The sequence below is a fragment of the Micromonospora sp. NPDC093244 genome (assembly GCF_040683695.1).
Lineage (GTDB): Bacteria > Actinomycetota > Actinomycetes > Mycobacteriales > Micromonosporaceae > Micromonospora.
The window spans coordinates 127,578-154,180 of sequence record NZ_JBFBEO010000003.1; the positions used below are offsets into that span (position 1 = coordinate 127,578).

Consider the following 26,603-nt stretch of genomic DNA (forward strand, 5'->3'; position numbering starts at 1 on the left):
AGGATCCAGGCGTGACGTCCACCAGAGAGCGGCAGCGCGCGGCGGCACGCGCCCGACTCGAGAAGGAGATGGCCGAGCGGGCGGGCAAGGCCCGCAAGCGCCGCCAGACGCAGGCGATCGTCAGCGCGGCCGCCGTGCTGGTGCTCGTGGTCGCCGGCACCGTCTGGCTCGCGACCACCCTCGGCGGCGACGACGACAAGACCGACACCGCCGCACCGGCGGCCGGCGCGGCCGAGTGCGTCTACAACGAGCTGCCGGCCGACCAGCGGTCCCCGCAGATCAAGGATGTCGGGCTGCCGAGCAACCAGCAGTCCGCCAAGGGTGTGCAGACCATGACGATCACCACGAACCTCGGCCCGATCACGGCCAAGGTCGACAGGTCGTTGGTGCCGTGCACGGCGGGGGCGTTCACGCTCCTCGCGGACAAGAACTTCTTCGACAACTCCAAGTGCCACCGCCTGGTGACCGAGGGCATCAAGGTGCTCCAGTGCGGTGACCCGAGCGCCACCGGCAAGGGTTGGCGGGACACCGACGGCACCGGCGGCCCGAGCTTCCGGCTGCCGGAGGAGAACCTGCCCACCGACAAGCGCCCGCCGTACCCGGAGGGCGTCATCGCGATGGCCAACTCCGGGCAGCCGGGCAGCACCGGCAGCCAGTTCTTCATCGTCTACGGCGACTCGCCGTTGGACCCGGCATACACGGTGCTGGGCACCGTCACCGGCGGCATGGACCTCGTCAAGGACGTGGCCAAGGCCGGTGACGACGGAGCGTTCGCCCAGCAGGCCGGTGGTGGACACCCGAAGAAGGAGGTCGTCATCACCGACCTCACCATGGGCCCGCCGCAGGGCTGACACCAGCGCAGACGACGAAGCGCCCGCCGGCTGAGCCGGCGGGCGCTGTCGTGTCCGGGGTACGCCTCAGGCGCCCGAGGTGACCCGGTACGCGTCGAACACGCCGTCGACCTTGCGGACCGTGGCCAACAGGTGGCCCAGGTGCTTCGGGTCTGCCATCTCGAAGCTGAACCGGCTCACCGCCACCCGGTCGCGGGTGGTCGTGACGGTGGCGGAGAGGATGTTGACCCGCTCGTCGGAGAGCACCCGGGTGACGTCGGCCAGCAGCTTGTGCCGGTCCAGGGCCTCGACCTGGATGGCGACCAGGAACGTCGAGGCGGACGTGAGCTTCCAGCTCACCTCGACGACCCGTTCGGCCTGCGCCCGCAGGTCCTCGGCGTTGGCGCAGTCGTCGCGGTGCACGCTCACCCCGCCGGAGCGGGTGACGAAGCCGAACACCGAGTCCGGTGGGACCGGCGTGCAGCAGCGGGCCAGCTTGATCCAGACGTCGCTGACGCCCCGGACGACGACACCGGGGTCGCTGCTGCTCTGCCGGCTGCGCGGCGGCCGGGTGGCGACGGCGGTCTCGGCGATGTCCTCCGCCGCGCCCTCCTCGCCGCCGTACGCGGCCATCAGCTTCTGCACGACCGACTGGGCGGAGACCTGGCTGTCGCCGACCGCCGCGTACAGCGACGCCACGTCGGCGAGGTGCAGGTCCCGGGCGATCGACATCAGCGCGTCGGAGGTGAGCATCCGCTGCAACGGCATGCCCTGCTTGCGCATCGCCTTGACGATCGCGTCCTTGCCGGCCTCGATCGCCTCCTCGCGGCGCTCCTTGTTGAAGTACTGGCGGATCTTCGTCCGGGCGCGGGGGCTCTTGACGAAACCCAGCCAGTCCTGCGTCGGGCCGGCCGTCTCGGACTTCGACGTGAAGATCTCGATCACGTCGCCGTTGGACAGCGTCGATTCCAGCGGCACCAACTTGCCGTTGACCCGCGCCCCGATGCACTTGTGCCCCACCTCGGTGTGCACCGCGTACGCGAAGTCCACGGGCGTCGAGCCGGTCGGCAGCGGGATGACGTCACCCTTGGGGGTGAAGACGTACACCTCCTGGCTGGACAGGTCGAAGCGCAGCGCGTCCAGGAACTCGCTCGGGTCGGCCGCCTCGCGCTGCCAGTCCAGCAGCTGCCGCAGCCAGGTCATCTCGTCGATGTGCGCCGGTGGGCCGACGATCTGGGTGCCCTTGTGCTCCTTGTACTTCCAGTGCGCGGCGATGCCGAACTCCGCGGTGCGGTGCATCGCGTACGTGCGGATCTGCATCTCCACCGGCTTGCCGGTGGGCCCGATGACAGTCGTGTGCAACGACTGGTACATGTTGAACTTGGGCATCGCGATGTAGTCCTTGAAGCGGCCCGGCACCGGCTGCCAGTTGGCGTGGATGACTCCCAGCGCCGCGTAGCAGTCGCGCACCGTGTCGACCAGGATCCGCACACCCACCAGGTCGTAGATGTCGTTGAAGTCGCGACCCCGCACGATCATCTTCTGGTAGATCGAGTAGAGGTGCTTCGGCCGCCCTGTCGTCTCCGCCTTGATCTTGGCGGCCTTGAGGTCGGTGCCGACCTTCTGGGTGACCTGGCGCAGCAGCGACTCCCGCTGCGGCTGGTGCTCCCCGATCAGCCGGTTGATCTCCTCGTAGCGCTTCGGGAACAGGGTGCCGAAGGCGAGATCCTCCAGCTCCCACTTGATCGTGTTCATACCGAGCCGGTGCGCGAGCGGTGCCAGGATCTCCAGCGTCTCCTTGGCCTTCTGCTCCTGCTTGGGGCGGGGCAGGAAGGTCAGGGTGCGCATGTTGTGCAGCCGGTCCGCCAGCTTGATCACCAGCACCCGCGGGTCCTTGGCCATCGCCACGACCATCTTGCGGATCGTCTCGGCCTTCGCCGCGTCGCCCAGCTTGACCTTGTCGAGCTTGGTGACGCCGTCGACGAGCAGGGCGACCTCGCCGCCGAAGTCGGCGCGCATCGCGTCGAGCGTGTACTCGGTGTCCTCGATGGTGTCGTGCAGCAGCGCGGCGACGAGCGTGGTGGTGTCCATGCCCAGGTTGCCCAGGATGGTCGCCACGGCGAGGGGGTGCGTGATGTACGGGTCACCGGACTTGCGGTACTGCCCGGAGTGCCACCGCGCGGCCGTGTCGAAGGCGCGCTGCAGCAGCCGCGCGTCGGCCTTCGGGTGGTTTTCCCGATGGCTCGCGATGAGCGGCTCCAGGACCTCGCTGACCTGCGAGGTCTGCCACGGCGCGTTGAACCGGGCCAGCCGGGCGCGGACCCGGCGGCCGGTGGGCGCGTTGGACAGCCCGAAGCCGCCGCTCGGAGACGGGTCGACACCGGCGTCGGTCGGGAACGGGACGACGACCCCGTCGGCACCCGCCTCCGCCGCCTGCGGAGCGCTGGCCGGGAGCACCGCGCTCTCGCCCGGGGCTCTGCCGTTGCCGTTGCCCGTCACCCGGGCCGGCGTGTCACCCGTCCGCTCGGTCACCGAGCCGTCAGCGTCGCCTGTCGGATGCACCGTGCCCTCCACCGGAGGGACGACATCGTGGGACACCGGCCTCCTCACCGCTCGCCGGAAACACACCGGCCGAACACCGGCCGGCCTGGTCTCGTGCCGCCGGACGGGGTACCGCCGGCGTCAGCAAAGGGCAATGCTACCCGCACGGACGGTCCCCTGCCGCTCCGCCGGACGGTCGACGCCCGGCCCGACCACCAGGCTCGGGCTCAAACGGTCAGCAGGGCATGGACGGGACGCGGGGCCAGCCGCTCCCGGCCGCCCAGGAAGGCGAGTTCCAGCAGCACCGTGAAACCGGTGACCGTACCACCGGCCCGCTCGACCAGATCCAGCGTCGCCTCGGCGGTGCCGCCGGTGGCCAGCACGTCGTCGACCACGAGCACCCGATGCCCGGCGGTGAACGCGTCCTCGTGCACCTCGAGGGTCGCCTCGCCGTACTCCAGGGCGTAGGAGACCGAGTGCGCCACGCGGGGCAGCTTGCCGGCCTTGCGCACCGGCACCACACCCACCCCTGCCGCGTACGCGACAGCCGCCGCGACGACGAACCCCCGCGCCTCGATGCCGACCACGACGTCGAAGCCGTCCCGCCCGTGGTACCCGACGATCCCGTCGACCACCTCGCGGAACACCTTCCCGTCGGCGAACAACGGCATCAGGTCCTTGAACAGGACGCCGGGCTGGGGAAAGTCGGGTACGTCCAGCACCCGGCTGGCGACCAGCCGGGCGGTCTCCGGGCCGCTGTCCCCGCGCGCGGCGGTGCTGTGGGTCTCCGTCACGACTGTTCCGTTCCCTTTCGACGACGACGGCGTCCGGCGATGCTGCTCGCACAGCATGCCGGACGCCGTTCGGGCGTTTCCTCCCGGGGCGGTCCCGGGGGGCCGGTCAGCGCCTCTTGGCGCCACCCGGCCGGTTGCCGCCGCCACCGGGGCGACCGCCCCGGGCGCCGGTCGGCCGCTTGCCCGCCGGCCGCGCGCCCACCTTCGGCGCGGCGCCGGCCAGCGCGGCCGCGTCCGGGTCGGGCTCGGCGGCGGTGCCGTCGGACTGGGTCGGGCTCGGTGCGCCCTTCGGCGTGACCTCACCGCGGGCCAACGCGCCCCGGCGGGCCAGCACCCGCTTGTTGTGCGCCTGGATCCGCGGGTCGTAGTTCTTCAGCAGCGCCAGCAGCGGCGTCGCCACCAGGATGGAGGTCAGGAACGCCACCGCCATACCGACGAACAGCACCAGGCCGAGGTCCTTCAGCGTGCCCGCGCCGAGCAGGCCGGCACCGATGAAGAGCAGACCACCGACGGGCAGCAGCGCCACCACTGACGTGTTCAGCGACCGCATGAGGCTCTGGTTGACGGCCAGGTTGGCCGCCTCGCCGTACGTCTGGTTGTTGTTGGCGGTGATACCCCTGGTGTTCTCCTGCACCTTGTCGAAGACCACCACCACGTCGTAGAGCGCGAAGCCCAGGATCGTGAGGAAACCGATGATCGTCGACGGGGTGACCTCGAAGCCGACAAGCGAGTAGATGCCGGCGGTGAGGATCAGGTTGGTGATCAGCGAGGCGACGGCTGCCACGGCCATCCGCCACTCGAAGCGCAGGATCAGGTAGACCATCACCAGCGCGATGAAGATGACCAGACCCAGCACGGCCCGCTCGGTGACCTGGCTGCCCCACGCCTCACTGACCTGGTTGCTGCTGATCTCGTCGACGTTGATGCCGAGGTCCTGGGCGATCTGGGCCTTGACCGCGGTGGCCTGATCGGCGCTGAGCTGCGGCGTACGCAGCTCGTACGAGTCGCCGCCCGGGCCGCCGACCTTCTGCGTGGTGGCCACCTCGACGCCGGTGTTCTCGGCGGCGAGCGCCGAGTTGACCTCGCGCTCGGCGTCGTCAAGCGTGCCGACGCTGGCCGGCACCTGGAACGAGTTGCCGCCGGCGAACTCGATGCCGAGGCTGAAGCCGCGCAACCCGAAGCTGAGGATCGCGATCAGGATCAGGACACCGGCGACGCCGAACCAGAGCTTGCGCTTACCGACGATGTTGAGACCGGCCTCGCCGTTGTAGAGGCGGCTCGCCAGACCGTTAGCAGCCATCTCAGGCCTCCTTGGCGCGCGGGTTGCGGGGCTGAGTCTGCTGGGTGCGGGCCGGGAGCGCCCGGCCCAGACCGCTGACCCGCGGGGACAGGAACGCCCGGGTCCGGGCGAACATCGTCATGATCGGGTGCCTGAAGAGGAACACCACGACGAGGTCCAGCACGGTGGCCAGGCCGAGGGCGAAGGCGAAGCCCTTGACCGTGCCGACCGAGACCACGTAGAGCACCACCGCCGAGAGCAGGGTGATCGCGTTGGCCGAGATGATCGTCCGGCGGGCGCGGATCCAGGCACGGGGCACCGCGCTGCGCGGGCTGCGCCCCTCGCGAATCTCGTCCTTCAACCGTTCGAAGTAGATGACGAACGAGTCCGCCGCCACACCGAGCGAGACGATCATGCCGGCGATGCCGGCGAGGGTGAGCGTGAAGCCGATCTGCCGGCCGAGCACCACGAGCGCGCCGAAGACCAGCAGCGCCGAGAGGATCAGGCTCAGGAAGATCACCGAGCCGAGCAGCCGGTAGTAGAAGAACGCGTAGATGATGACCAGCAGCATGCCGATGCCGGCCGCGAGCAGACCGGCCCGAAGGTGGCTGGCGCCCAGCGTGGCGGTGACGTTCTGCGCCTCCTGCTGCTCGAAGGTCACCGGCAGGGCGCCGTAGCGGAGCTGGCCGGCGAGCGCGCTGGCGTCCTTCTGGGTGAAGTTGCCGGTGATCTGGGAGTTACCGGTCAGCACACCCTGGATCTCCGGGGAGGAGACGATCTCGTTGTCCAGCACGACGGCCACCCGGCACTTGCCGTCCTGGCCCAGCGCGGTCGCGTCGCAGGCCTGGCCCTCGTTGTTGAACGCCTCACGGGTCAGCGCGGTCCACTTGCCCTGGCCGTCGCCTGTGAAGTCGAGGCTGACCACCCAGGAGTTGGTCTGGTCGAGCACCGCGTCGGCGTCGGACACGTCCGTGCCCAGCACCTTGGCCTGGTCGAGCAGGTACTTCGAGGCGCCGTCCTCGCAGGACACCACCTGCTGCTTCGGGTCGGAGATCGACGCCGGGGGGCGCTGGTCGAGCTGCGCGCAGCCGATCGTCGGCACGTTGAACTGCATCTGCGCCGGCAGCACCGCCACCTCCTGCGGCGACAGCGTGCCGAACGGCTTGAACTTGTCGGCAAGCGACGGGTCGGCGGTCAGGTCGGCCGGGGCCTGCAGGCCGTTGGCCGCCTGCCATGCGGCGGCGCCCACCTTCTGCTCGACGGCCTTGCGCTGTTCCTCGATGCTGGCCGGCACCGGCTCGGCGCTGGCGCTCGGCGTCGGCGCGGCGGCACTCGGCGAGGCCGGGGCGGATGCCGACGGGGTCGGCGCGACGCTTGGCGACGCCGGGGCCATCCCGCCCTGGCCGCCGCTGGGCGACGCAGTCGCCTTCGGCGCGTTGGCCGACGGGGTCACCGTCGGCGCGGCGCTGCCCGACGGGGCCGGCGACGCGGCGCCGGACGGGGTCGGCGTGGCGGCCGGTGGCGCCGCTGCCGCCCCACTGCCGTCGGCGGCCTTGAGCACCTTGCGGAAGCGCAGCTCGGCCGCTTCGCCGACGTCGTCGAGGTTGCGGTTCTCACCGGGCAGAGAGATGACGATGTTCCGGTTGCCCTCGGTGACCACCTCGGCCTCGGCCACGCCGAACGCGTTGACCCGGCTCTCGATGATCTGCCGGGCCTCCTCGAGGTTGTCCGCCGTCGGAGGCTTGCCGTCGACGGAGTTGGTCGCCTCCAGCGTCACCCGGGTGCCGCCGATCAGGTCCAGACCGAGCCGTGGCTCGAGCCGGTCCTTCCAACTGCCGCTGGCACCGCCCGCGAAGAACACCAGAAGGTAGAGGACCACGAAGATGAACCCGAGCACGGCGAGCTGCCGGCCGGGGCGCATCTGTCCCTGAGGTGGTGCCACGGTTGTCCTGTCTCCCTGTACGGTCGCGCCGCTGCGAGCGGCGGCGGCGAGTGTCGGGCCGGGGGCCCCGGCCGACGGGTCTGACCTGAGCCGGCGAGGTGCCGACACGATGGCCGGACGGGCCGACGCGGGACGCCGACGGTCACGGGAACGTGCCGACGCCCGGCGTCGACCCAACTATCCAGTTTTCACGTCTCGTCCGCTGCCCCGTCGGGCGCGGCGGCCCCGAGGAGGGCTCGACCCGGCCGTACGCCGGAGGGCACCACCCCGGGAGGGAAAATCAGTCCTTGACGGTGTCCGCGTCCTCAATCACCGGCTCGCTCGGCAGCTCCGCGCGGGTGACGACCCGGGCGATGGCGGGCCGGGCGTAGCGCGTCTGCACGCCGGGGGCTACCTCGATCAGGACGGTCTCGTCCTCGACGCCCGTGACCGTGCCGTAGAGCCCACCGATGGTGACGACCTCGTCGCCGGGGCCGAGCGCGGACTGCATCGCCTCCGCCTCGCGGCGGCGCTTCTGCTGGGGGCGGATCATCATGAAGTACATGACACCGAAGAGCAGGGCGATCATCAGGATCGGCGTGAAGCCGCCGGCCCCACCGCCGCCCGCTGCTAGGTAATACACAGTTACTGACCTTCCCATTGGCCACCTGCCCGGCACGGGAGTGCCGGAGCGGAGGCGGATTCTCACGTCCCGTACAGACCGCGGCGAAGTCTAATCCCTGCACCTGGGAACACCGAATGCGGCACAGATCACGTTCACATCACGGCTGATCGGTCTCCAACGAGAACAGATCGGGCACTGGTGGGACTTCTACACCAAATGTACCATTCGGGGGTGTTCGGCCCAGATGCCGCCAGGCGGCCTCGGTGGCCACCCGACCCCGAGGGGTACGCGCCAGCAGGCCGGCCCGCACCAGGAAGGGCTCACAGACCTCCTCCACCGTGTCCGGCTGCTCCCCCACCGCCACGGCGAGCGTCGACAACCCCACCGGCCCGCCCCGGAACGAGTCGACGAGCGCGGTCAACACCGCCCGGTCCAGCCGGTCCAGGCCCAGCGCGTCCACGTCGTACACCGTCAGCGCCTTGCGGGCGGTGCCCAGGGTGACCACGCCGTCGGCCCGGACCTCGGCGTAGTCGCGGACCCGGCGTAGCAGCCGGTTGGCGATCCGCGGGGTGCCCCGGGACCGACCGGCGATCTCCGCCGCGCCGTCGGCGGTGATCGGCACACCCAGGATCCGGGCCGAACGGTGCAGCAGCGTCTCCAGATCGGCAGGGGCGTAGAAGTCCAGGTGCGCGACGAAGCCGAACCGGTCGCGCATCGGCCCGGTCAACAGACCCGAACGGGTCGTCGCCCCGACCAGGGTGAACGGCTCCACGTCCAACGGGATCGCGGTCGCGCCGGGCCCCTTGCCGACCACCACGTCGACCCGGAAGTCCTCCATGGCGCTGTACAGCAGTTCCTCCGCCGGACGCGCGATCCGATGGATCTCGTCGATGAACAGCACGTCACCCTCGGCGAGGCTGGTCAGGATCGCCGCCAGGTCACCCGACCGCTCGATCGCCGGACCGCTCGTCACCCGGATGCCCGCGCCCAGCTCGGCGGCGACGATGTTGGCCAGACTCGTCTTGCCCAGCCCCGGTGGACCCGACAGCAGGATGTGATCCGGTGGCGAGCCCCGCCGCATCGCGCCCTGCAACAACAGGTCGAGCTGGTCGCGTACCCGGTCCTGGGCGATGAACTCGGCCAGCCTCCTCGGCCGGACCGTGGCCTCCACGTCCCGGTCGGCGTCGCTGACGTACGCCGAGACGAGCCCCTCGGTCTCGCTCATCGGGTACGGCCCAGCAGGCGGATTGCCTGCTTGAGCAGGACCGGCACGGGCGGCGTCGCACCGTCGATGGTCTCCGCCACGGCGGCCACCGCCTGGTCGGCCTGCCCGGCTGTCCAGCCGAGGCCGACGAGCGCCTGGCGGACCTGCTCGGGCCAGGCGCCGCCGGTAACCCCGCCCACGCCGTCCGGCCCGATCGAGACCGGGCCGATCCGGTCACGCAGCTCCAGCACCAGGCGCTCGGCGCCCTTCTTGCCGATCCCGGGTACGCGGGTCAGAGCCGCCGTGTCGGCGTTGGCGATCGCCTTGCGGACCGCGTCCGGGGTGTGCACGGCCAGCACCGCCTGGGCCAACCGTGGGCCGACCCCACTGGCGGTCTGGAGCAGCTCGAACAACGACTTGGCGTCGTCGTCCGCGAAGCCGTAGAGGGTCAGTGAGTCTTCCCGCACGATCAGGCTGGTGGCGAGACGTGCGGTCTGACCGACCCGCAGCTCGGCCAGCGTGCCGGGGGCGCAGTGCACGGCCAGGCCGACCCCGCCGACCTCGATCACGGCCTGGTCCGGTCCCGTTGCGGTCACCGTGCCGCGCACACTGGCGATCATCGTGTTCCTCCTCGTCGTGCCCGGTCGGCCGCCGCGGCCAGCTTGGAGCGGGTCCCGCCGCGCCACACGTGGCAGATGGCCAGGGCGAGCGCGTCGGCCGCGTCGGCCGGCTTCGGCGGCTCGTCCAGCCGCAGCAGCCGCGTCACCATCGCCGTCATCTGCGCCTTGTCGGCCTGACCGGAGCCGGTCACCGCCGCCTTCACCTCACTCGGGGTGTACGTCTGCACGGGCAGCCCGGCACGCGCCCCGGCCAGCACGGCGATGCCGCTGGCCTGTGCGGTGCCCATCACGGTGCGCACGTTGTGCTGGCTGAACACCCGCTCCACGGCGACGCTCTCCGGCTGGTGCTCGGCCACCAGTTTGGCAAGGGAGCGGTCCAGGTGCAGCAGGCGCAGCGCCAGGTCGTCGGCCGGATCGGTGTAGACCACGTAGTAGGCGACAAGTGTGCAGGGCCGGCCGGGAACACCCTCGACCACGCCCACCCCACACCGGGTCAACCCCGGGTCCACACCGAGCACGCGCACGCCGCCCCCTCCCCGACCATCAGCAGTACGTGTGTTCGACACCCTAACCGGCGCCCTTCCCACCAGCCCCACGGGACACGCCCTCCCCGCGCCTCGCGCCTCGCGCCTCGCGCCTCGCGCCTCGCGCCTCGCGCCTCGCGCCTCGCGCCTCGCGCCTCGCGCCCCGCGCCCCGCGCCCCGCGCCCCGCGCCCCGCGCCCCGCGCCCCGCGCCAAGATCTACGCAACTTCCCGGATGCTGCTGCCTCCGACACGCGAGAGACAGCAACATCCCTGATATTGCGCGGATCTTGACGGCGAACACCGTGCCCGACCGACGGGAGCGCGGGCCGGGGCGGGCGGCGCCATCAAGGTCACGCTCGATCCTGGATGGAGTGGCCACCGAGCGCCGGGAAGCCACTACATCCAGGATGTTGTGTGATCTTGCGACGCGACGCGAGGCGGCGCGAGGCGGCGGGGCGGCGGGGCGGCGACGCGAGGCGGGCGGGGCCGGGCGGGGTGAGGCGGCGGCGCGAGGCGGCGGGGCCGGGCGGGGCGGGTGGGCCACACAGCTTGGGACCGGAGTATGTGTCGTCGGCCCATGTGCCGGGGGTCTCACAGCTCGTAACTTCTTGCGCCATGACGGCAGAACCCGTGGCGGTCCCCCACGTCGTACAGGTCGACCTCGCCGGTCGTACCGCCCTGGTCACCGGGGGCGGGAGCGGCATCGGGCGGGCGTGCGCCCTGCGGCTGGGCGCGGCCGGCGCCAAGGTGCTCGTGGTGGACCGCAACCTGGAGGCGGCAAAGGCGGTGGCGGCCGAGGCCGGCGGCCGGGCCGAGGGCGTGGACCTGGCCGACGCCGCCGCGGTGGACCGGCTCGACGCGGACGTCGACATCGTGGTCAACAACGCCGGGCTCCAGCACGTCGCCCCGCTTCAGGACTTCCCCGTCGAACGCTTCGAGTACATCCAGCGGGTGATGGTCGAGGCGCCGTTCCTGCTGATCCGTCGGGCGCTGCCGCACATGTACGCGCGCGGCTGGGGCCGGATCGTCAACATCTCCTCGGTGCACGGGCTGCGCGCCTCGCCGTACAAGGCGGCCTACGTCTCGGCCAAGCACGCCCTGGAGGGGCTGTCGAAGGTGGTGGCGTTGGAGGGCGCCGCGCACGGCGTGACTGCCAACTGCATCAACCCGGCGTACGTGCGCACGGCGCTTGTGGAGAGCCAGATCGCCGACCAGGCCGCCAGTCACGGCATCGACGAGTCCGAGGTGATCGAGAAGATCATGCTGGCCCGCGCGGCGATCAAGCGGCTGATCGAGCCCGAGGAGGTGGCGGAGCTTCTGGCGTACCTGTGCTCGTCCCCGGCGGCCTTCATCACCGGCGCGTCGATCGCCCTCGACGGGGGCTGGACGGCGAACTAGTGCGCCCGAGCACAATGTTGACCATGTCGTCGTCGGTGGAGTTCCTGGAGCTGCTCGCCCGCGAGGCCGCACCTGTGGAGTTCGAGGGACCCCTGGTGGCCGCGCGGGCCGCCGGCCTGCCGGCCGAGCGGCTGGCCGAGTTGGAACAGGCCAGGACCGTGGCGCTGCGGGTCCGCGCGCTGCTGGAGCGCCGGCGTCGCCGGGAGACCGAGCTGTCCGGGCTGTACGACACGGTCAGTGACCTGGCCGGCCTGCGTGACCTGGACGACGTACTGCGGGCGATCGTGCATAGGGCGCGCAACCTGCTCGGCGCCGACGTGGCCTACATGACGCTCAACGACGACGAGCGCGGCGACACGTACATGCGGGTGACCGACGGGTCGGTCTCGGCCCGCTTCCAACGTCTGCGGTTGCCGATGGGCGCGGGCCTCGGTGGTCTGGTGGCCCAGTCCGGCGCCCCGTACGTGACGGCGAACTACGGCGAGGACGAGCGCTTCCACCACACCGGGGAGATCGACGCGGGGGTCGGCGAGGAGGGCCTGGTGGCGATCCTCGGGGTGCCGTTGCGGCTCGGTTCGACCTCGATCGGGGTGCTCTACGCGGCCAACCGATCCGCCCGGCCGTTCGCCAGGGAGGAGGTGGCGCTGCTGGTGTCCCTCGCCGCGCACGCCGCGGTGGCGATCGACACGGCCCGGCTGCTGGCCGAGACCCGGTCGGCGCTGGCCGAGCTGTCGGCGGCGAACACCACCATCCGGGCGCACAGTAGTTCGGTGGAGCGGGCCGCGGCGGCGCACGACCGGATGACGGCGCTTGTGCTGCGCGGCGGCGGGGTGGAGGACGTGGCCGCCGCGGTGACCGAGGTGCTCGGCGGGGCGCTGCTGGCGTTGGACGCCGAGGGGCGGCTGCTGGCCCGGGTGGGTGAGATCGACGAGCCGGACCGGACGGACATCGTCGAGGCGGTGGCCGCGTCGCGGACCGAGGGGCGCAGTGTGCGCCGCGGCCCCCTCTGGTACGCGGCGGTGGTGGCCGGCGCGGAGAATCTGGGCGCGCTGGTGCTGCGCCCCGACGACGAGTTGGTCGACGCCGACCAGCGGATCCTGGAGCGGGCGGCGCTGGTGACCGCGCTGCTGCTGCTGTTCCGGCGGACCGTGGCCGAGGCCGAGGGGCGGGTCCGTGGCGAGCTGCTCGACGACCTGATCGCCCGGCCGTTGCGGGACACCGACGCGCTGCGCAGCAGGGCTCGTCGGCTGGGTGTGGACCTGGACGCCCCGCACGTGCTGGTGGCGGTGGGCGACGACGCGATAGCCGCGACCGGTTCGGCCCGGCAGCGGGTGCTGTCCTGGGCCACCACGTACGCCTCGGCGCGTGGTGGTCTGGCGGCGGCGCGCGACGGTCGGGTGGTGCTGATGCTGCCGGGTCGGGACGCCGGTGGCAGCGCCCGCGCGGTGGCCCGGGACCTGTCCCGGGTGACCGGCCGTCCGGTGACCGCCGGTGCGAGCGGCCCGGCCACCGGGCCGACGGCGCTGGCCGGGACGTTCCAGGAGGCGGACCGGTGCCTGACCGCGCTGGGCGCTCTGGGTCGGGCGGGCCAGGGGGCGAGCACGGCGGAGCTGGGCTTCGTCGGGCTGCTGCTGGGCACGGTGGGTGACCGGGGCGAGACGGACGTGACGCAGTTCCTGCGCGCCACAGTCGGTCCGGTGGTCGACTACGACGCCCGGCGGGGTACGGCGCTGGTGAAGACGTTGGAGGCGTACTTCGGGGTGGGTGGGAGCCTGGCCCGGGCCGCCGAGCAGCTGCACGTGCACGTCAACACGGTGACCCAGCGGTTGGAGCGGGTCGGTCAGCTGCTCGGCGCGGACTGGCAGCGGCCGGAGCGGGCGCTGGAGGTGCAGTTGGCGCTGCGCCTGCACCGGCTGCGTACCCCCGCCGCCTGACCGGCGGCGGTCAACGCGCCTGGATGCCCGCCAGGACGGTGTCGACGACCTGCGTGGGCAGGGTCCGTTCGTCCAGCTCCGGGTTCCACTGGAGCACCCGATGGATCAGCATCGGCCCGGTGAGCAGCGCCATGGTCACCTCGACGTCGATGTCGGCGCGGATCACGCCCTCGTCGATGCCGCGCCGCAGCACCTCGCGCATCAACTGCCGGCGCGGGGCGATGATGCTCTGGTAGAGCCGGAAGTGGTCCGGGCTGCGGTTCACCTCGGGCACCAGGCACGGCATGATCTTCGACGCGCGCGGGTCGACGTTCCGCCCGATGGCGCCGACGAGCAGGATCAGGTCGTCCCGGACGGAGTGCCCCTCGGGTTGCGCCAGGATGCCCTTGAGGCGTCGCAGCGCGTCCAGCAGCAGCGCTTCCTTGCCGGCCCAGCGGCGGTAGATGGTGGCCTTGCCGACCCCGGCGCGGGCGGCGATCGCCTCGATCGACAGCGCCTCGATGGTGCTGCCCTCGGCGAGCAGGTCGAGGGTGGCCTCGATGATCGCCTCGTCGGCGCGGACGCTCCGCGGTCGCCCGGGCGACCGCGGAGCATCAGCAGTGGACGTCATGTCCGACATTGTTCCCGAACCTATGCCGTGCCGGCCAACTCGGGCTCGGCGACGGGCGTCACCTCGGCGCCGGTCGCCGTCTCCCGACCCGGCATCCAGCGCAGCACCACAAGCATTCCGAGCGCGGCGACCAGCGCGGAGAGGCCCGCGGCCCAGTGCATGGCGGTGACGAAGGCGTCGTTGGCCGCCGCGATCAGCGTCGGCGCCGCCGGGCCGAGCTGCCCGGCCGCCGCGTACGCCCCGGAGATCGACTCGTTGGCCGCGTCCTGCGCCTGGGTGGGCAGTCCGGTCAAGGCGTCGCTCACATCGGCGCGGTAGACCGCGGACAGCACCGAGCCGAGGACTGCCACGCCGAGCGCGCCGGCGACCTGGCGGACGGTGTTGCTCACCGCGGAGCCGACGCCTGCCTTCTCCCGCGGCAGCGCCGACATGATCGACTCGGTGGCGGGCGGCATGATGTTCGCCATTCCGACGCCCTGGATGAAGAACACGACGAGCACGATCCAGATCGGGGTGGACGCGCCGATGAAGGCGAACGCGGCGAGCGCCACCACGGTCAGCGCGAGGCCGACGGTGGCCACGGCCCGACCGCCGTAGCGGCGGACCATCGCGGCGCTGCGCGGCGCGAAGATCAGCTGCGCGCCGGCGAAGGGCAGGAAGAGCAGGCCGGTCTGGAGCGGGCTGTAGTCGCGCACGAGTTGCAGGTAGAAGGAGCTGAAGAACATCACGCCCATCGCGGCGAAGAACACGAGGCCGACGATGGCGACCGGCGCGGCGAAGCGGGGCACCTTGAACAGCCGGACGTCCAGCGACGGGTGGTCGCTGCGGCGCTCGTGCTGCACGAACCAGGCCAGCACCGCGAGCCCGACCACTATCGAACCCCAGGCCACCGGGCGGTCGAAGCCGTGCTCGCCGCCGTCGATGATGCCGTAGGACAGGGCGACCAGGCCGACCACGGAGAGCAGGACGCCGAGCAGGTCCACGCGCCCGGGCCGCGGGTCACGCGACTCGGGGACGAGCAGCGCCACCAGGACGACGCCGGCGGCCACCACCGGCACGTTGATCAGGAAGACCGAGCCCCACCAGAAGTGCTCCAGCAGCGCGCCGCCGAGGATCGGGCCGATCGCCACGGCCAGGCCGACCGCGCCGGCCCAGACTCCGATGGCCCGACCGCGCTCCCGCGGGTCGAAGACGTTGGAGATGATCGACAGCGTCACCGGCATGATGGCCGCGCCGCCGACCCCCATCAGGGCGCGGGCCGCGATGAGCTGGGCCGGGCTCTGCGCGTACGCGGAGAGAAGCGACGCCAGCCCGAACAGCACCAGACCGATCATCAGGAAGCGCTTGCGGCCGGAGCGGTCGCCGAGCACTCCGAAGGTGAACAGCAGCCCGGCGAAGACAAGTGTGTAGGAGTTGATGGACCATTCCAGCTCGCCCTGGCTGGCGCCGAGGCCGTGCACCGGGTCGGCCAGGGTGCGCAGGGCGACGTTGAGGATCGTGTTGTCCAGGACGACGACGAGGAGGCTGATCACCAGCACCCCCAGGATCGCCCACCTCCTCGGGTGTCCTGTGTTGTCGTGCAGTTCCATGCCCGGTTCTCCCCCCGGTTTTCACCCGCCGCAATACGATACGGGTCAGACTCGTAACGGCGATCAGACTACGACGGCCAATAACGATACGGAACGGTTTCGTATCTGATGTGGCGGGCGTCACGTCCAGAGCGACGTTTGGGGGGCGCGCGACCCGGTCGGGATCAGCGCGAACGCGTGCCGTCGAGGCAGACCTCGACGGCAGCGGAGAGCGTGCCCAGTCGGCGGGCCGGCGCGGCGAGCGGCTCGATCCAGCCCGGCCCGGCGCCGTACACCCGCAGGAGCGGGAAGTCCCGCGCGAACCGCACCAGGCGGTACGCGCGGCCGGTGACCGGCGTCTGCGACCAGAGCACGACGGTGTGCGGCACGGCCCGGTGCACGGCGCTCGTAAACGCCGACCAGGGCAGCGCGGGGCCGAGGTGCAGACAGCCTCGCCCCCGCTCGCGCAGCGCCGCGGCGAGCGCGTGCAGGCCGAGCGAGTGCGCCTCCTTCTCGGCGCCGGCCAGCAGCACCCCGCCGGTGGGCAGCGAGCGGCCCGGCTCTCTGCGGTACACGTCCAGGCCGACCCGGACGCCCTCGCACAGGGCGCGTTCCACGGCGATCTCGGCGGCGGTACGCCCCGACAGCTGGACCAGCAGCGGCCTGCACACCTGCTCCCACAGCGCCGGCACGCCCCACACGTCGGCGAACTCCAGCACCAGCGTGGCGACACGGCTGCCGTCCAGGTCCTCGGCCGCCAGGCGTACCTGCTTGTGCGCGGTCTCCACGGCCTCGGCCGGCATCGGATCGGTCAACACAGACGTACCCCCGGGTAGACGTTCCCTACCCGGGGGTTCGCTGAAACGACGCGCGGCGGATGCGCCGGCACGGAATTTACCGGCGGCGGCCCGCCGGCCGGTGGGGCTGCGCGGGGTCACCGGCCCGTACCGCCCATTTGACCTGACCCCCTAGGTTGATGATCCACACAGCCCAACGGAAGGTCCCCACCCCATGCCCGTCGGCTTCACCATGGCGATCGTCTTCGCCGTCGCCCTGGCGGTCGGTGCCGTCGTCGCCCTGGTCGCCCCCGCCCGGCCGCTGAAGCGGGCGGCCGCCCTCGCGGCGCTCGGCTTTCTCGCCCTCACCCTGGTGGTCGGCATCGCCTCCAGCGCCCACTCGGTGCCGATCCGCTCGGTAGGCATCGTCACCAGCTTCGGCAAGCCCACCGGCGAGGTGACCGGCTCGGGCCTGAAGTGGGTGGCCCCCTGGCAGAAGGTCGGCGAGTGGGACGCCGGCCGCCAGAAGTACGACCACATCGGCGGCAACAACTGCGTGCGGGTGCGCACCGGCACCCTCGCCGACGCCTGCGTCGAGGTGCTCGTCGAGTGGCAGGTCAAGCCGGAGAACGCGCCGAAGCAGTTCATGGACTACAAGGGCGACTTCATCAGCTTCCGGGGCCAGCGGGTGGGTGTGCAGCTCGACAGCGCCGTCAACGACGCGTTCGCCGCGTACAACCCGCTGGAGAAGATCGACGCGCGGACAGGTGACCTCAACGTCGACCTGAAGCCGTTCGCCGCGAACATCAAGACCAGCGCGGAGACCCGGCTCGCCACCGACGTGGACATCCTCTCGGTCACCATCACGCGGGTGAACCACGACGACAAGACCGAGGGCAACATCAAGGCGTTCCAGGACAAGCTGGCCCAGACCCGCAACCTGGAGCAGGACCGCAAGAACGCCGAGATCTCCAAGCAGATCACCGAGACCAACGCCAAGGTCGACAAGGTGACCCGCTGCCTGGAGATCGCCGAGAAGAACGGCGCCAACCCGGGGCTCTGCATCAACCCGGGCATCGTCACCGGCAAGTGAGAACGAGCCGGCCCACCCGTGACGGGTGGGCCGGCTCCCCGCCGTTCGATGCTCGGCTCAGGAGGCCTGTTTGTCCGCGCCGACGTGCCGCAGCGAGTACGCGGCGGCGGTGAAGGCGCCGCCCTGCAAGGCGGCGGGGTCGACCGGGTCGCGCGACCCGGGCACCCGGTCGGCGAAAACCTCCGCGTCGTCCACCGGCAGGTAGCCGAGCCGCGCCCCGGCCGTGGTGTCCCAGAACGCCCGGGTGTTGGCGGACACGGCGTAGGCGGTCACGAAGTGAACGTCGGAAGCGGTCAGAGCCGCGCGGACGAAACCGATGCCGTCGCGTGGGCTCAACCAGGTCGCCAGGTAGCGGGCCTCGTCCGGCTCGTCCTCGAAGCTGCCGATGCGCAGGCACACCACCGACAGGCCGAACTTGTCGGCGTACAGGCGCCCGAGCGCTTCGACGGCGACCTTGCTCACCCCGTAGAAACCATCAGGTCGGACCGGATCGTCAGGCCCCACCACCTGACCGACCGGGTAGAAACCCGTGACCCGGTTGCTGCTGGCCAGGACGACCCGCCCGACCCGCTGCCGGCGGGCGGCCTCCAACACGTGGTACGTGCCCAGCACGTTGCTCGCCAGCAGATCGGCCAGGGGCGCCTCGTCCGGCAGCCCGGCCAGGTGCACCACCGCGTCCGCGCCCTCCAGCGCGGCGGTCACCGCGTCGGCGTCCGCCAGATCCAGTTGAATCGCCCGGTCCGTAGGCGATTGCGGGTGCACGGGCACCCGATCGACCAGAACGAGCTGGCGAACCTCGTCGCGCAGGTGCCGGCAGACCACCGAACCGATGCGACCCGCGGCACCCGTGACCACGACAGTGCCCAGACGTGAACTCATGACGCCATCCTGCCGGCCCCCACCGACACGGTGCTCACTCCAGCGCGACCACCCAGCGGGCGCCCTCGCCCCGGGCCAGCCGGTCGAACGCCGCGGGCGCCTCGTCCAGCGTGATCGTGCCGCTGACCAGCAGACCCAGATCGAGCGTGCCGGCCGACAGCTCGGCGGCGAGCACCGGCACCTCCCGGTCCGGATCGGACGAGCCGTACACCGAGGAGCGCAACGTCCTGGCGGAGTGGAAGATGTCGAGCGCGCCGAGACTGACCATGTCGTCCTTGGCGCCCATGCCGACCACTGTCACCGCTCCCCCGCGCCTGGTGAGCCGCCAGGCGGCGCGGATGGTGGCAGCGCGGCCCACGCACTCGAAGGCGTGGTCGACGCCCCGGCTCTCGGTGCGCGCCCGTACCTCCTTGGAGAGCCTGTCGTCGGCGAGCAGGAAGTCGGTCGCCCCGGCGGCCATGGCCAGGTCCCGCTTGGCCTCGGCGACGTCCACGGCCAGGATCGTCGTGGCGCCGGCCCGGCGGGCGGCGGTCAGCACCGCGAGCCCCACCCCACCGAGCCCGACGACGGCGACGGCCTCGCCGGGCGCCACCCGGGCGGTGTTACGGACCGCGCCGACGCCGGTGAGCACCGCGCAGCCGAGCAGCGCCGCCTGCTCGGCGGGCAGCCCGGCGGGGACCGGGATGACGGCGCGCTGCGGCACCACCACCGCCTCGGCGAGCGCGCCGAGGCCGAGGGTCAGGTGCAGGGGTACGCCGTCGTCGGTCTCGCCGCGCGGCACCGTCGGGGCGGTGGTGGCGGCGCAGAGCCACGGCTCGCCGCGCCGGCACCACCAGCAGTCCCGGCAGGCAGGCGCCCAGTTGAGCACCACAGGGGTGCCGACGGCCAGGTCCACTCCCGGCCCGGTCTCGGCCACCACCCCGGTCGCCTCATGCCCGAGCACCAGCGGGAACCTCGCCGCGAGGGTGCCGTTCGCCATCGACAGGTCGGAGTGGCAGACCCCGGCGGCGGTGATCGTCACCCGCACCTCGCCGGGGCCGGGGGCGGGCAGGCGTACCCGCTCGACCCGCAGCTCGGCGCCGGACCCGCGCGCGACGAGCGCGCGGACGGTGACCGGCTCGGACACCGGCGCGGTGCCGGTCGTCGACTCGGGGGCGCTCATCGCTGGATCGCCTTCAGCTCGCAGAACTCGGCGAGCCCGTGCACGCCCAGCTCGCGGCCGAGCCCGGACTGCTTGTAGCCGCCGAACGGGGCGAGCGGGTTGAACGCGGCGCCGTTGATGTCGACAGCGCCGGTGCGCATCCGCCGGGCGACGGCGAGGGCGGCGTCGGTGTCGGTGGACCAGACCGCCCCGGCCAGCCCGTACCGGGAGTTGTTGGCGATGGCGACGGCCTCGTCGGTGTCGGCGAACGGGAGGACGGCGAGCACCGGGCCGAAGACCTCCTCCTGGGCGAGCGCGCTGTCGGGGTGCACGTCGGCGAAGACTGTCGGTGCGACGAAGTGGCCCCGCTCCGGCAGCGCCGCGTCCGGGCCGCCGGCGACGAGGCGGGCACCGTCGGCGAGCGCCCGCTCGACGTGGCCGCGTACGCGCTCGGCCTGGGCGGCGGAGACCAGTGGACCGAGCCGGGTGGCCGGGTCGAACGGGTCGCCGAGGCGGTAGCCGGCCACCGCCGTGGCGATCAGGTCGAGCGCCTCGTCGTACCGGTCGCGGTGCACGAGCATCCGGGTCCACGCCGTGCAGGTCTGCCCGGAGTTGAGCAGCGCGTTGCCGACACCGACCTTGACGGCGGTGGCCAGGTCGGCGTCGGGGAGGATGACGTTCGCGGACTTGCCGCCCAGCTCCAGGGCCACGCGGGCGAGCCGCTCGGCGGCGAGCCGCATGATCCGGGTGCCGGTGGCGGTGGAGCCGGTGAACGACACCAGGTCGACGTCGGGGTGCCCGGCCAGTGCCTCGCCGACGACCGGACCGGTGCCGGGTACGAGGTTGAGCACGCCCGGCGGCAGCCCGGCCTCGGTGACCGCGTCGAAGAGCAGGTACGCGGTCAGCGGGGTCAGCTCGCTGGGCTTGAGCACCACAGTGCAGCCGGCGGCCAGCGCGGGCGCCAGCTTCGCCATCACCTGGTGCAGCGGGTAGTTCCACGGGGTGATCGCGCCGACCACGCCGATCGGCTCGCGGACCACGAGGGAGTGGCCGATGGTCTCCTCGACCGGTGGGCGGGCGGCGAGACCGACGTGGTCCCGCAGCACGGTCAGCGGCAGCCCGACCTGCACCCGGGTGGCGAGCTTGAGCGGGGCGCCCATCTCGACGGCGATGGTGCGGGCGAGGTCGTCGGCGCGCGCGGCGAGCGCGGTGTGCAGCCGGTCGAGATGGCTGGACCGGTCGGCGGGCGCGAGCGCCGCCCAGCCGGGGAAGGCGGCACGGGCCGCGGCGACCGCGGCGTCCACGTCGGCAGCCGTGCCGGCGGGCACCTGCCCGAACAGCTCGCCGGTGCTCGGGCTCTCCACGTCGATCGCGTCGGTGCCGGCGGGAGACGTCCATTCGCCACCGATGTGCAGGTGGCGCCTGAGGCGCAGGATGTCGGGTAGCTGCGACGGCGGGGCGGCGAGGTCCATGGCGTCCCTTCGGGGGTGGGCGGGGGCGATGGTGGTGGACGATGAAACTAGCGCTGGGAGTTTGGACGCTACCCGCTCGGCCGGGCGGACTCCACCGGGCCGGCGGTGCGGGCGTACTCGGCGGTGAGGCCGTGCAGCAGGGCGTCCAGGCCGAGCGCGAACGCGCCCTCGTCGACGCTCTGCTGGTGCTCGGCGAGCCGGTGCGCGTCGCGCAGGTGCGGGTAGTGCGCCGCGTACAGCTCGGGGTCCTCGACGAACCCGCGGGCGAAGGAGCCGAGCGCCGACCCGGCCACGAAGTAGCGCAGCGCCGCGCCGATGTGGGTGGCCCGGGCAGGCGGCCAGCCGGCGCGGACGAGGCCGCCGTAGACCGCGTCGGCCATGGCGAGGGCGGCCGGCCGTCGTCCGGGACCCTGGGCCAGGTACGGCACGATGTTCGGGTGCGCGGTGAGCGCCCGCCGGTACGACCAGGCCCAGTCGCGCAGGGCGGCGACCCAGTCCCGGCTGGCGAAGCCGCTGGTGTCGACGGCCCCGGTGACCGTGTCGGCGACCGCGTCGAGGATCTCGTCCTTGGTGGCGAAGTGGTTGTACAGCGAGGGACCACGGACGCCCAACTCGGCGGCGAGCCGGCGGGTGGAGAACCCCGGCAGCCCCTCGGCGTCGATGAGCGCGGTGGCGGTGTCGACGATGAGCTGCCGGGTGAGCCGGGGCTGGCGGGGTCGGGGCACTGCGCTCCTCGCGATCGCGGCGGCCAGGTCTGGACGCGGCAAAACTTACACCGCTAGTTTAAGGGTGACCGGCCGCACCGACGCCAGGAGGACCAACGTGGACTTTTCGCTTACCGACGAGGAGCGGGCGGTACGGGACACCGTCCGGTCGTTCATCCAGCGCGAGGTGATGCCCCTGGAGGCGGAGGTGCTCCGCCGGGAGCGGGCGCACCAGCCGAGCCTGGACCACTCCGAGGTGCGCGAGCTGCAACTCAAGGCGCGCAAGTTCGGCTTCTGGGGCCTGGCCACCCCCGAGGAGTACGGCGGGATGAACCTGCCTGCCGTCCTGCAGTCGCTGATCTGGACGGAGCTGGGCCGCACGTTCGTGCCGTTCCGCTTCGGCGGCGAGGCGGACAACATCCTGTTCCACGCCACCGAGGAGCAGAAGCGCGAGTTCCTCATCCCGACCATCGAGGGCGAGCGGCGGTCCTGCTTCGCGATCACCGAGCCGGGCGCGGGCTCCGACGCGGCGAACATCCGGCTGTCGGCCCGCCGTGACGGCGACGACTGGGTCCTCGACGGCGAGAAGACCTTCATCACCGGCGGCCACGACGCCGACTTCGCCATCGTGGTCGCGGTGACCGACCGGGAGAAGGGCGCCCGCAACGGCGGGGCCACCGCGTTCCTGGTGGACAGGTCGATGGGCTGGCGTTCGGAGTTCATCCAGACCATGGGCGAGGGCGGGCCCGCGTCGCTGATCTTCGACGGCGTACGCGTGCCGCACCGCAACATCCTCGGCGAGATCGGGCAGGGCTTCACGCTCGGCATGGAGTGGATCGGCAAGGGCCGCTACACCATCCCGTCGCACGCCATCGGCATCGCCGAGCGGGTGCTGCAGATGGCGATCGAGTACGCCAACACCAGGGAGACCTTCGGCACCAAGATCGGCACCAACCAGGCCATCCAGTGGATGATCGCCGACTCGGAGACCGAACTGGAGGCGGCCCGCTGGCTGGTGCTGCGCTCGGCGTGGACCGTCGACCAGGGCATGGACCCCCGGCACGCCTCGTCGATGGGCAAGCTCTACGGCGCCGGGATGGTCAACCGGGTGGTCGACCGGGTCCTCCAGATCCACGGCGGCATGGGCTACACCCGGGAGCTGCCCATCGAGCGCTGGTACCGGCAGGTCCGGCTGTACCGCATCTTCGAGGGCACCGACGAGATGCAGCGGCTCATCATCTCCCGGGACCTGCTGCGCGGGTACACGAAGATCGGCGGTCACCTGGCCTGAGCCGGTTCACCCCGTCAACGCGGTGAGCGCCGCGTCCACGTCCGCTTCGGTGGAGTAGACGTGGAAGGAGGCGCGGACCCGCCCGGCGCGCACGGCCGCCCGGATGCCCGCCGCTTCCAGGCGCTGCTGGGCGTCCGGCACGTCGACGGAGACGATGGCGCTGTCCCCCGCTGGCCGGCCCAGGCCGGCCAGGAACCGGTTGGCCAGCGCCACGTCGTGCTCCCGGATCGCCGGCACACCGATCTGGGCGACCAGTTCCATGGCGGGGGCCGCGCCGACCCAGCTGAACCAGGCCGGGGAGATGTCGAACCGGCGGGCGTCGTCGGCCAGCCGCAGCGGCGGGCCGTAGTAGGAGGCGTGCGGGTCGCGGCCCGCGTACCAGCCGGCCGCGTCCGGGCGCAGCCTGTCGCGCAACGCCGGGGCCAGATAGGCGTACGCGGTGCCGCGCGGGTTCATCAGCCACTTGTAGCCGCCCACCGCCACCACGTCGGCGAGGCTCCCGTCGAAGGGCAGCCACCCGCACGCCTGGGTCGCGTCGACCACCACCAGCGCGCCGTGCGCGCGGGCGGAGGCCACGATCTCGTCGTACGCGGCGACCGAACCGTCGGCGGACTGCACCAGGCTGAACGCGACCAGGTCGGTGTCGGCGTCGATCGCGTCGACCAGCCGATCCGCCGGCACCGTGCGGACCGTGACACCCCGCTCCTCCTGCACCAGCCAGGGGAACAGGTTCGAGGTGAACTCGACCTCGGGCACCACCACTGTCGCCCCGGCCGGCAGCGCCGCCGCGACCGGCGCGAACATCTGGGAGACGGTGGCGCCGACCGCCACGTCGGTGTCCGGCACGCCGATCAGACCGGCGAACGCGGTACGGGAACGCTGCACCGAGTCGCCCCAGCCCTCCCACGACCTGCCGCCCACCCGCCAGTCGGACAGTGCCTCCTGCAACGCCGTCCAGGCCGGCTCGGGCGGCAGCCCGTAGGAGGCGGTGTTCAACCAGCCGGGCTCCGGCTTCCACAACTGCTGCGCCTGCGCGATCTGCATGCATCGACGCTAGGCGGGATCGCCTCGCGGCGGCACGGCCAATCGGCGACGGGCGGCCTGTGGCATGCCGCTGAGCACCGAGCCGGTCGGCGCTCGGGGCGGCAGTTTCCGAATCCTGTCGGGCCACCTCGGCCCCCTCACGGTGTCCCGTCCCGGCTGACCTCCCGGTCGGCGGGCGGACGGATCCGGCCGAGGTTGTCGGCGAGGCCGGCGAGCCACCTGTCCACCTCCACGAGATGCCGCACCGACGCGGGGTCGGCCGCGCCGAGCAGCGGACGGACCCGGTTCAACTCGTCCACACAGTCGGTCGGAACGGGCAGCGGCGCCGCCGTCCGGCCGTGTGCCACCTCGTCGGCGAGGTCGTCGTACGCCGAATGCAGGTGCCCGGCGGTGTCCCGCAGCAGGGCCGCGGCCGCGGGCCAGCCGGCGAGGCAGCCGGGCGGGTTGCGGCGCAGCAGCGACTCGACGCCCGGCACCACGCGGTGCCCGGCGCTGAGGACGACGTCCCAGCTCACCTGCTGTCGACGCGGGTCGTGCCGCTCGGAGTGGAACTGGCAGTACGACGAGTCGACCAGGACCATCCGTCGACGGATCTGGTCGATGGCCCGGCCGGGGAGGTCGGGGCCGCCCAGCACCGCCTGGACGGTCCGCTCGACCGCGTCCCCGCTGGACACCAGGAGGCGGGCGGCGTTGCGTCGCAGGTCGTGACCCGCGCCGCGCGGCCACATCGCCACCCCGGCGAACACACCTACCACCGCGCCGAGCAGGACGTCGACCAGGCGAACCTCGGCGAGCCGCCACCCTTCCGGGCTGAGCTGGGCGAACACGACAGTCAGCAGCACCGTGAACAGCGCCTGCTGCCAGACCGGCCCCAGCAGGCGACCGACACCGAAGGCCAGGATCAGGGTCACCGGCAGGACGACGGCGTAGACGACCGACTCCTCGACGACAAGCATCACCAGGCCACTGACGGCGGCGCCGGCGATGGTGCCCAGCAGCGCGGGCCGCAGGGCCGTGCGGGTGTCCGCCGCGGAGGTGCGCAGGACGGTGAGGGTGGCCAGCAGCACCCAGAAGCCGTGGGTGAGCTGCAGGAGCCCTGCCGCCACCCGGGCGACGGCCAGCGCCACGGCCAGCCGCAGCGAGCTGTGCAGGTGGGCCGATCGGGGGGCGAGGTGGGAACGGAACTGCCTCCAGTACAACGTCCACGGACTGTGCCGCGCGAACTCGAACAGCCCCGAGGGGTCGTCCGCGCCGTCGGCCCGCGACCCGGTGGCCACCCGGGCGCCGACGGCGAAGACCCGCACCTGGTCGGCGAGGGCCAGGGCCGTCGCGTCCCGACACAGGCGGGGTACGTCCGGCGCGTCCCGGCCCCCGGCGTACGCCTCCTCGGTCCGCCCGATGGCGACATCCAGGTCGCCGAGTTCGACCGGCGGGGCGCCCGGGGACAGGCTGCGGCCGGCGGCGCGGGTCGTGGCGGCGCCCGAGCGCAGCAGTCCCGCCGCGGCGAGATCCGGGATCGGCTCCGGTGGGGCGTCCGCCGCCAGACGATCCGCCTCGGCGAGCACCTCCCGTAACGCCGCCGCGCAGATCCGCAGTGCCCGGTCCTGGGCGCCCGCCGCCGTGGGCGCCCACGCCGGAGGGTTGCGGGCCAGGTCGAGAGCGGCGACCACGTCGTACGCCCGCTGACGCCGAGCCTCGCGACCACCGGGACCGGCGTGCGGGTCGGCCAGTGCCTCCGCGGCGGTGTCGAGGAACGCCGCGACGCCCTCCGCCGCCTCGGCGAGCCGCTGCCGGTACGAGACCGGCACCGGATCGGGCCAGAGGAACACCTCGGCGGCGGCGAGCAGCACGATGGCGAGGGTGACGCCGCCGAGGCGCTGCGGCAGGGTGTCCGGCTGGTACGGCGGGAAGGACGCCAGGATGTAGAACAGTTGGAACGCGCTGGCCCAGCCCACCAGGCGTGGATTGCCGACTCCCGCGAACGCCACCACGAACCCGATCACCAGCATCCCGCCGGCCGCCGCCCACGTGCTCCACGCCAACAGCGAACCCGCCGCGACCAGCGCCCACACCACGGGCAGCGACGTGACGAGGATCCGCGCCCGCTGCGGCGCCGGACCGGGCAGCTGAGCGAACGAGCCTGCCGCGATCGTGCCGAACAGGCCGTACGTGGCGAGCATCGGACTGCCCGCCCCGTACCGGCAGGCGTAGAACACCACTGACGCGACGAGGGTCAGCCGGGCGGCGCGCCGCAGGACGACGTACCCCGGGTCACGGGTGCGCAGCGCGCCCAGGAGGCTGGTTCCGCGCACGCCTGCTCCCCCGGGTCCGCCGCAGCACACCTCCCCGGCCCC

At 72.4% G+C, this 26,603-nt stretch carries 22 protein-coding genes; 5 read left to right on the forward strand and 17 right to left on the reverse strand.

Annotated elements, in window-relative coordinates; genetic code table 11:
* The first annotated feature begins 11 nt into the window (after positions 1–11).
* Complete coding sequence (locus AB0N27_RS19180) at positions 12–851, forward strand: peptidylprolyl isomerase (protein WP_364371190.1); 840 nt, start codon at positions 12–14, stop codon at positions 849–851.
* A 66-nt stretch (positions 852–917) separates the two neighbouring features.
* On the opposite strand, the gene AB0N27_RS19185 is transcribed toward AB0N27_RS19180, so the two are convergent.
* From AB0N27_RS19185 to ruvC, 8 genes are all read right to left on the reverse strand, one after another.
* Complete coding sequence (locus tag AB0N27_RS19185; RefSeq protein WP_364372110.1) at positions 918–3,404, reverse strand: bifunctional (p)ppGpp synthetase/guanosine-3',5'-bis(diphosphate) 3'-pyrophosphohydrolase; 2,487 nt, start codon at positions 3,402–3,404, stop codon at positions 918–920.
* A 194-nt stretch (positions 3,405–3,598) separates the two neighbouring features.
* A complete protein-coding gene (locus AB0N27_RS19190) occupies positions 3,599–4,165 on the reverse strand; it encodes an adenine phosphoribosyltransferase (protein WP_364371193.1) in 567 nt (188 codons plus the stop codon).
* A 106-nt stretch (positions 4,166–4,271) separates the two neighbouring features.
* Positions 4,272–5,465 carry a protein translocase subunit SecF gene (gene secF / locus AB0N27_RS19195; protein ID WP_364371196.1) on the reverse strand — a complete coding sequence of 398 codons (1,194 nt, stop codon included), beginning with the start codon at positions 5,463–5,465 and terminating at the stop codon, positions 4,272–4,274.
* A gap of 1 nt (position 5,466) precedes the next feature.
* Positions 5,467–7,386 carry a protein translocase subunit SecD gene (gene secD / locus AB0N27_RS19200; RefSeq protein ID WP_364371199.1) on the reverse strand — a complete coding sequence of 640 codons (1,920 nt, stop codon included), beginning with the start codon at positions 7,384–7,386 and terminating at the stop codon, positions 5,467–5,469.
* Positions 7,387–7,666: 280 nt separating this feature from the next.
* Positions 7,667–8,026 carry a preprotein translocase subunit YajC gene (yajC, locus tag AB0N27_RS19205; RefSeq protein WP_364371202.1) on the reverse strand — a complete coding sequence of 120 codons (360 nt, stop codon included), beginning with the start codon at positions 8,024–8,026 and terminating at the stop codon, positions 7,667–7,669.
* 121 nt (positions 8,027–8,147) lie between these two features.
* Entirely contained in the window at positions 8,148–9,215 is a 1,068-nt protein-coding gene (ruvB, locus tag AB0N27_RS19210) for a Holliday junction branch migration DNA helicase RuvB (protein ID WP_364371205.1), read from the reverse strand.
* Positions 9,212–9,814: a Holliday junction branch migration protein RuvA gene (gene ruvA, locus AB0N27_RS19215; RefSeq protein ID WP_364371208.1), complete on the reverse strand. Its 603-nt coding sequence runs from the start codon at positions 9,812–9,814 to the stop codon at positions 9,212–9,214. Before ruvA ends, ruvB begins: the two co-directional genes overlap by 4 nt.
* Positions 9,811–10,338, reverse strand: a complete 528-nt coding sequence (ruvC, locus tag AB0N27_RS19220; protein WP_364371210.1) for a crossover junction endodeoxyribonuclease RuvC — start codon at positions 10,336–10,338, stop codon at positions 9,811–9,813. Before ruvC ends, ruvA begins: the two co-directional genes overlap by 4 nt.
* A gap of 616 nt (positions 10,339–10,954) precedes the next feature.
* On the opposite strand from ruvC, the gene AB0N27_RS19225 reads away from it, so the two are divergent.
* Both AB0N27_RS19225 and AB0N27_RS19230 read left to right on the forward strand, forming a co-directional pair.
* On the forward strand, positions 10,955–11,737 hold the full coding sequence (locus AB0N27_RS19225) for a 3-hydroxybutyrate dehydrogenase (RefSeq protein ID WP_364371212.1): 783 nt from the start codon (positions 10,955–10,957) through the stop codon (positions 11,735–11,737).
* A gap of 14 nt (positions 11,738–11,751) precedes the next feature.
* Positions 11,752–13,671 carry a helix-turn-helix domain-containing protein gene (locus AB0N27_RS19230; protein ID WP_364371214.1) on the forward strand — a complete coding sequence of 640 codons (1,920 nt, stop codon included), beginning with the start codon at positions 11,752–11,754 and terminating at the stop codon, positions 13,669–13,671.
* A gap of 10 nt (positions 13,672–13,681) precedes the next feature.
* On the opposite strand, the gene AB0N27_RS19235 is transcribed toward AB0N27_RS19230, so the two are convergent.
* From AB0N27_RS19235 to AB0N27_RS19245, 3 genes are all read right to left on the reverse strand, one after another.
* Entirely contained in the window at positions 13,682–14,290 is a 609-nt protein-coding gene (locus AB0N27_RS19235; RefSeq protein WP_364371217.1) for a TetR/AcrR family transcriptional regulator, read from the reverse strand.
* Positions 14,291–14,301: 11 nt separating this feature from the next.
* The gene (locus tag AB0N27_RS19240; RefSeq protein WP_364371221.1) at positions 14,302–15,870 is read right to left on the reverse strand and encodes an MFS transporter; all 1,569 of its coding nucleotides are present in this window, start codon (positions 15,868–15,870) and stop codon (positions 14,302–14,304) included.
* A 164-nt stretch (positions 15,871–16,034) separates the two neighbouring features.
* The gene (locus tag AB0N27_RS19245) at positions 16,035–16,667 is read right to left on the reverse strand and encodes a transcriptional regulator (protein ID WP_364371224.1); all 633 of its coding nucleotides are present in this window, start codon (positions 16,665–16,667) and stop codon (positions 16,035–16,037) included.
* 193 nt (positions 16,668–16,860) lie between these two features.
* On the opposite strand from AB0N27_RS19245, the gene AB0N27_RS19250 reads away from it, so the two are divergent.
* Entirely contained in the window at positions 16,861–17,718 is an 858-nt protein-coding gene (locus AB0N27_RS19250) for an SPFH domain-containing protein (protein ID WP_364371227.1), read from the forward strand.
* A 57-nt stretch (positions 17,719–17,775) separates the two neighbouring features.
* Here AB0N27_RS19250 and AB0N27_RS19255 read toward each other — a convergent pair whose 3' ends face one another.
* The 4 genes from AB0N27_RS19255 to AB0N27_RS19270 form a co-directional block, all read right to left on the reverse strand.
* Entirely contained in the window at positions 17,776–18,597 is an 822-nt protein-coding gene (locus tag AB0N27_RS19255) for an NAD(P)-dependent oxidoreductase (protein WP_364371230.1), read from the reverse strand.
* A 34-nt stretch (positions 18,598–18,631) separates the two neighbouring features.
* Complete coding sequence (locus AB0N27_RS19260) at positions 18,632–19,759, reverse strand: alcohol dehydrogenase catalytic domain-containing protein (protein ID WP_364371234.1); 1,128 nt, start codon at positions 19,757–19,759, stop codon at positions 18,632–18,634.
* Positions 19,756–21,210: an aldehyde dehydrogenase family protein gene (locus AB0N27_RS19265; protein WP_364371237.1), complete on the reverse strand. Its 1,455-nt coding sequence runs from the start codon at positions 21,208–21,210 to the stop codon at positions 19,756–19,758. The genes AB0N27_RS19260 and AB0N27_RS19265 overlap by 4 nt, the downstream gene beginning before the upstream one ends.
* A 68-nt stretch (positions 21,211–21,278) precedes the next feature.
* On the reverse strand, positions 21,279–21,935 hold the full coding sequence (locus AB0N27_RS19270) for a TetR/AcrR family transcriptional regulator C-terminal domain-containing protein (RefSeq protein WP_364371240.1): 657 nt from the start codon (positions 21,933–21,935) through the stop codon (positions 21,279–21,281).
* A gap of 97 nt (positions 21,936–22,032) precedes the next feature.
* Between AB0N27_RS19270 and AB0N27_RS19275 the strand changes: the two genes are divergently transcribed.
* Positions 22,033–23,205 (forward strand): acyl-CoA dehydrogenase family protein, encoded by a 1,173-nt coding sequence (locus tag AB0N27_RS19275; RefSeq protein ID WP_364371243.1) that lies wholly within the window; start codon positions 22,033–22,035, stop codon positions 23,203–23,205.
* Positions 23,206–23,211: 6 nt separating this feature from the next.
* Here the strand turns inward: AB0N27_RS19275 and AB0N27_RS19280 are convergent, their stop codons facing one another.
* Both AB0N27_RS19280 and AB0N27_RS19285 read right to left on the reverse strand, forming a co-directional pair.
* Positions 23,212–24,249 carry an aminotransferase class V-fold PLP-dependent enzyme gene (locus tag AB0N27_RS19280; RefSeq protein WP_364371246.1) on the reverse strand — a complete coding sequence of 346 codons (1,038 nt, stop codon included), beginning with the start codon at positions 24,247–24,249 and terminating at the stop codon, positions 23,212–23,214.
* Between the two features lie 137 nt (positions 24,250–24,386).
* The gene (locus AB0N27_RS19285; RefSeq protein ID WP_364371249.1) at positions 24,387–26,561 is read right to left on the reverse strand and encodes an FUSC family protein; all 2,175 of its coding nucleotides are present in this window, start codon (positions 26,559–26,561) and stop codon (positions 24,387–24,389) included.
* Between the last annotated feature and the right edge of the window lie 42 nt (positions 26,562–26,603).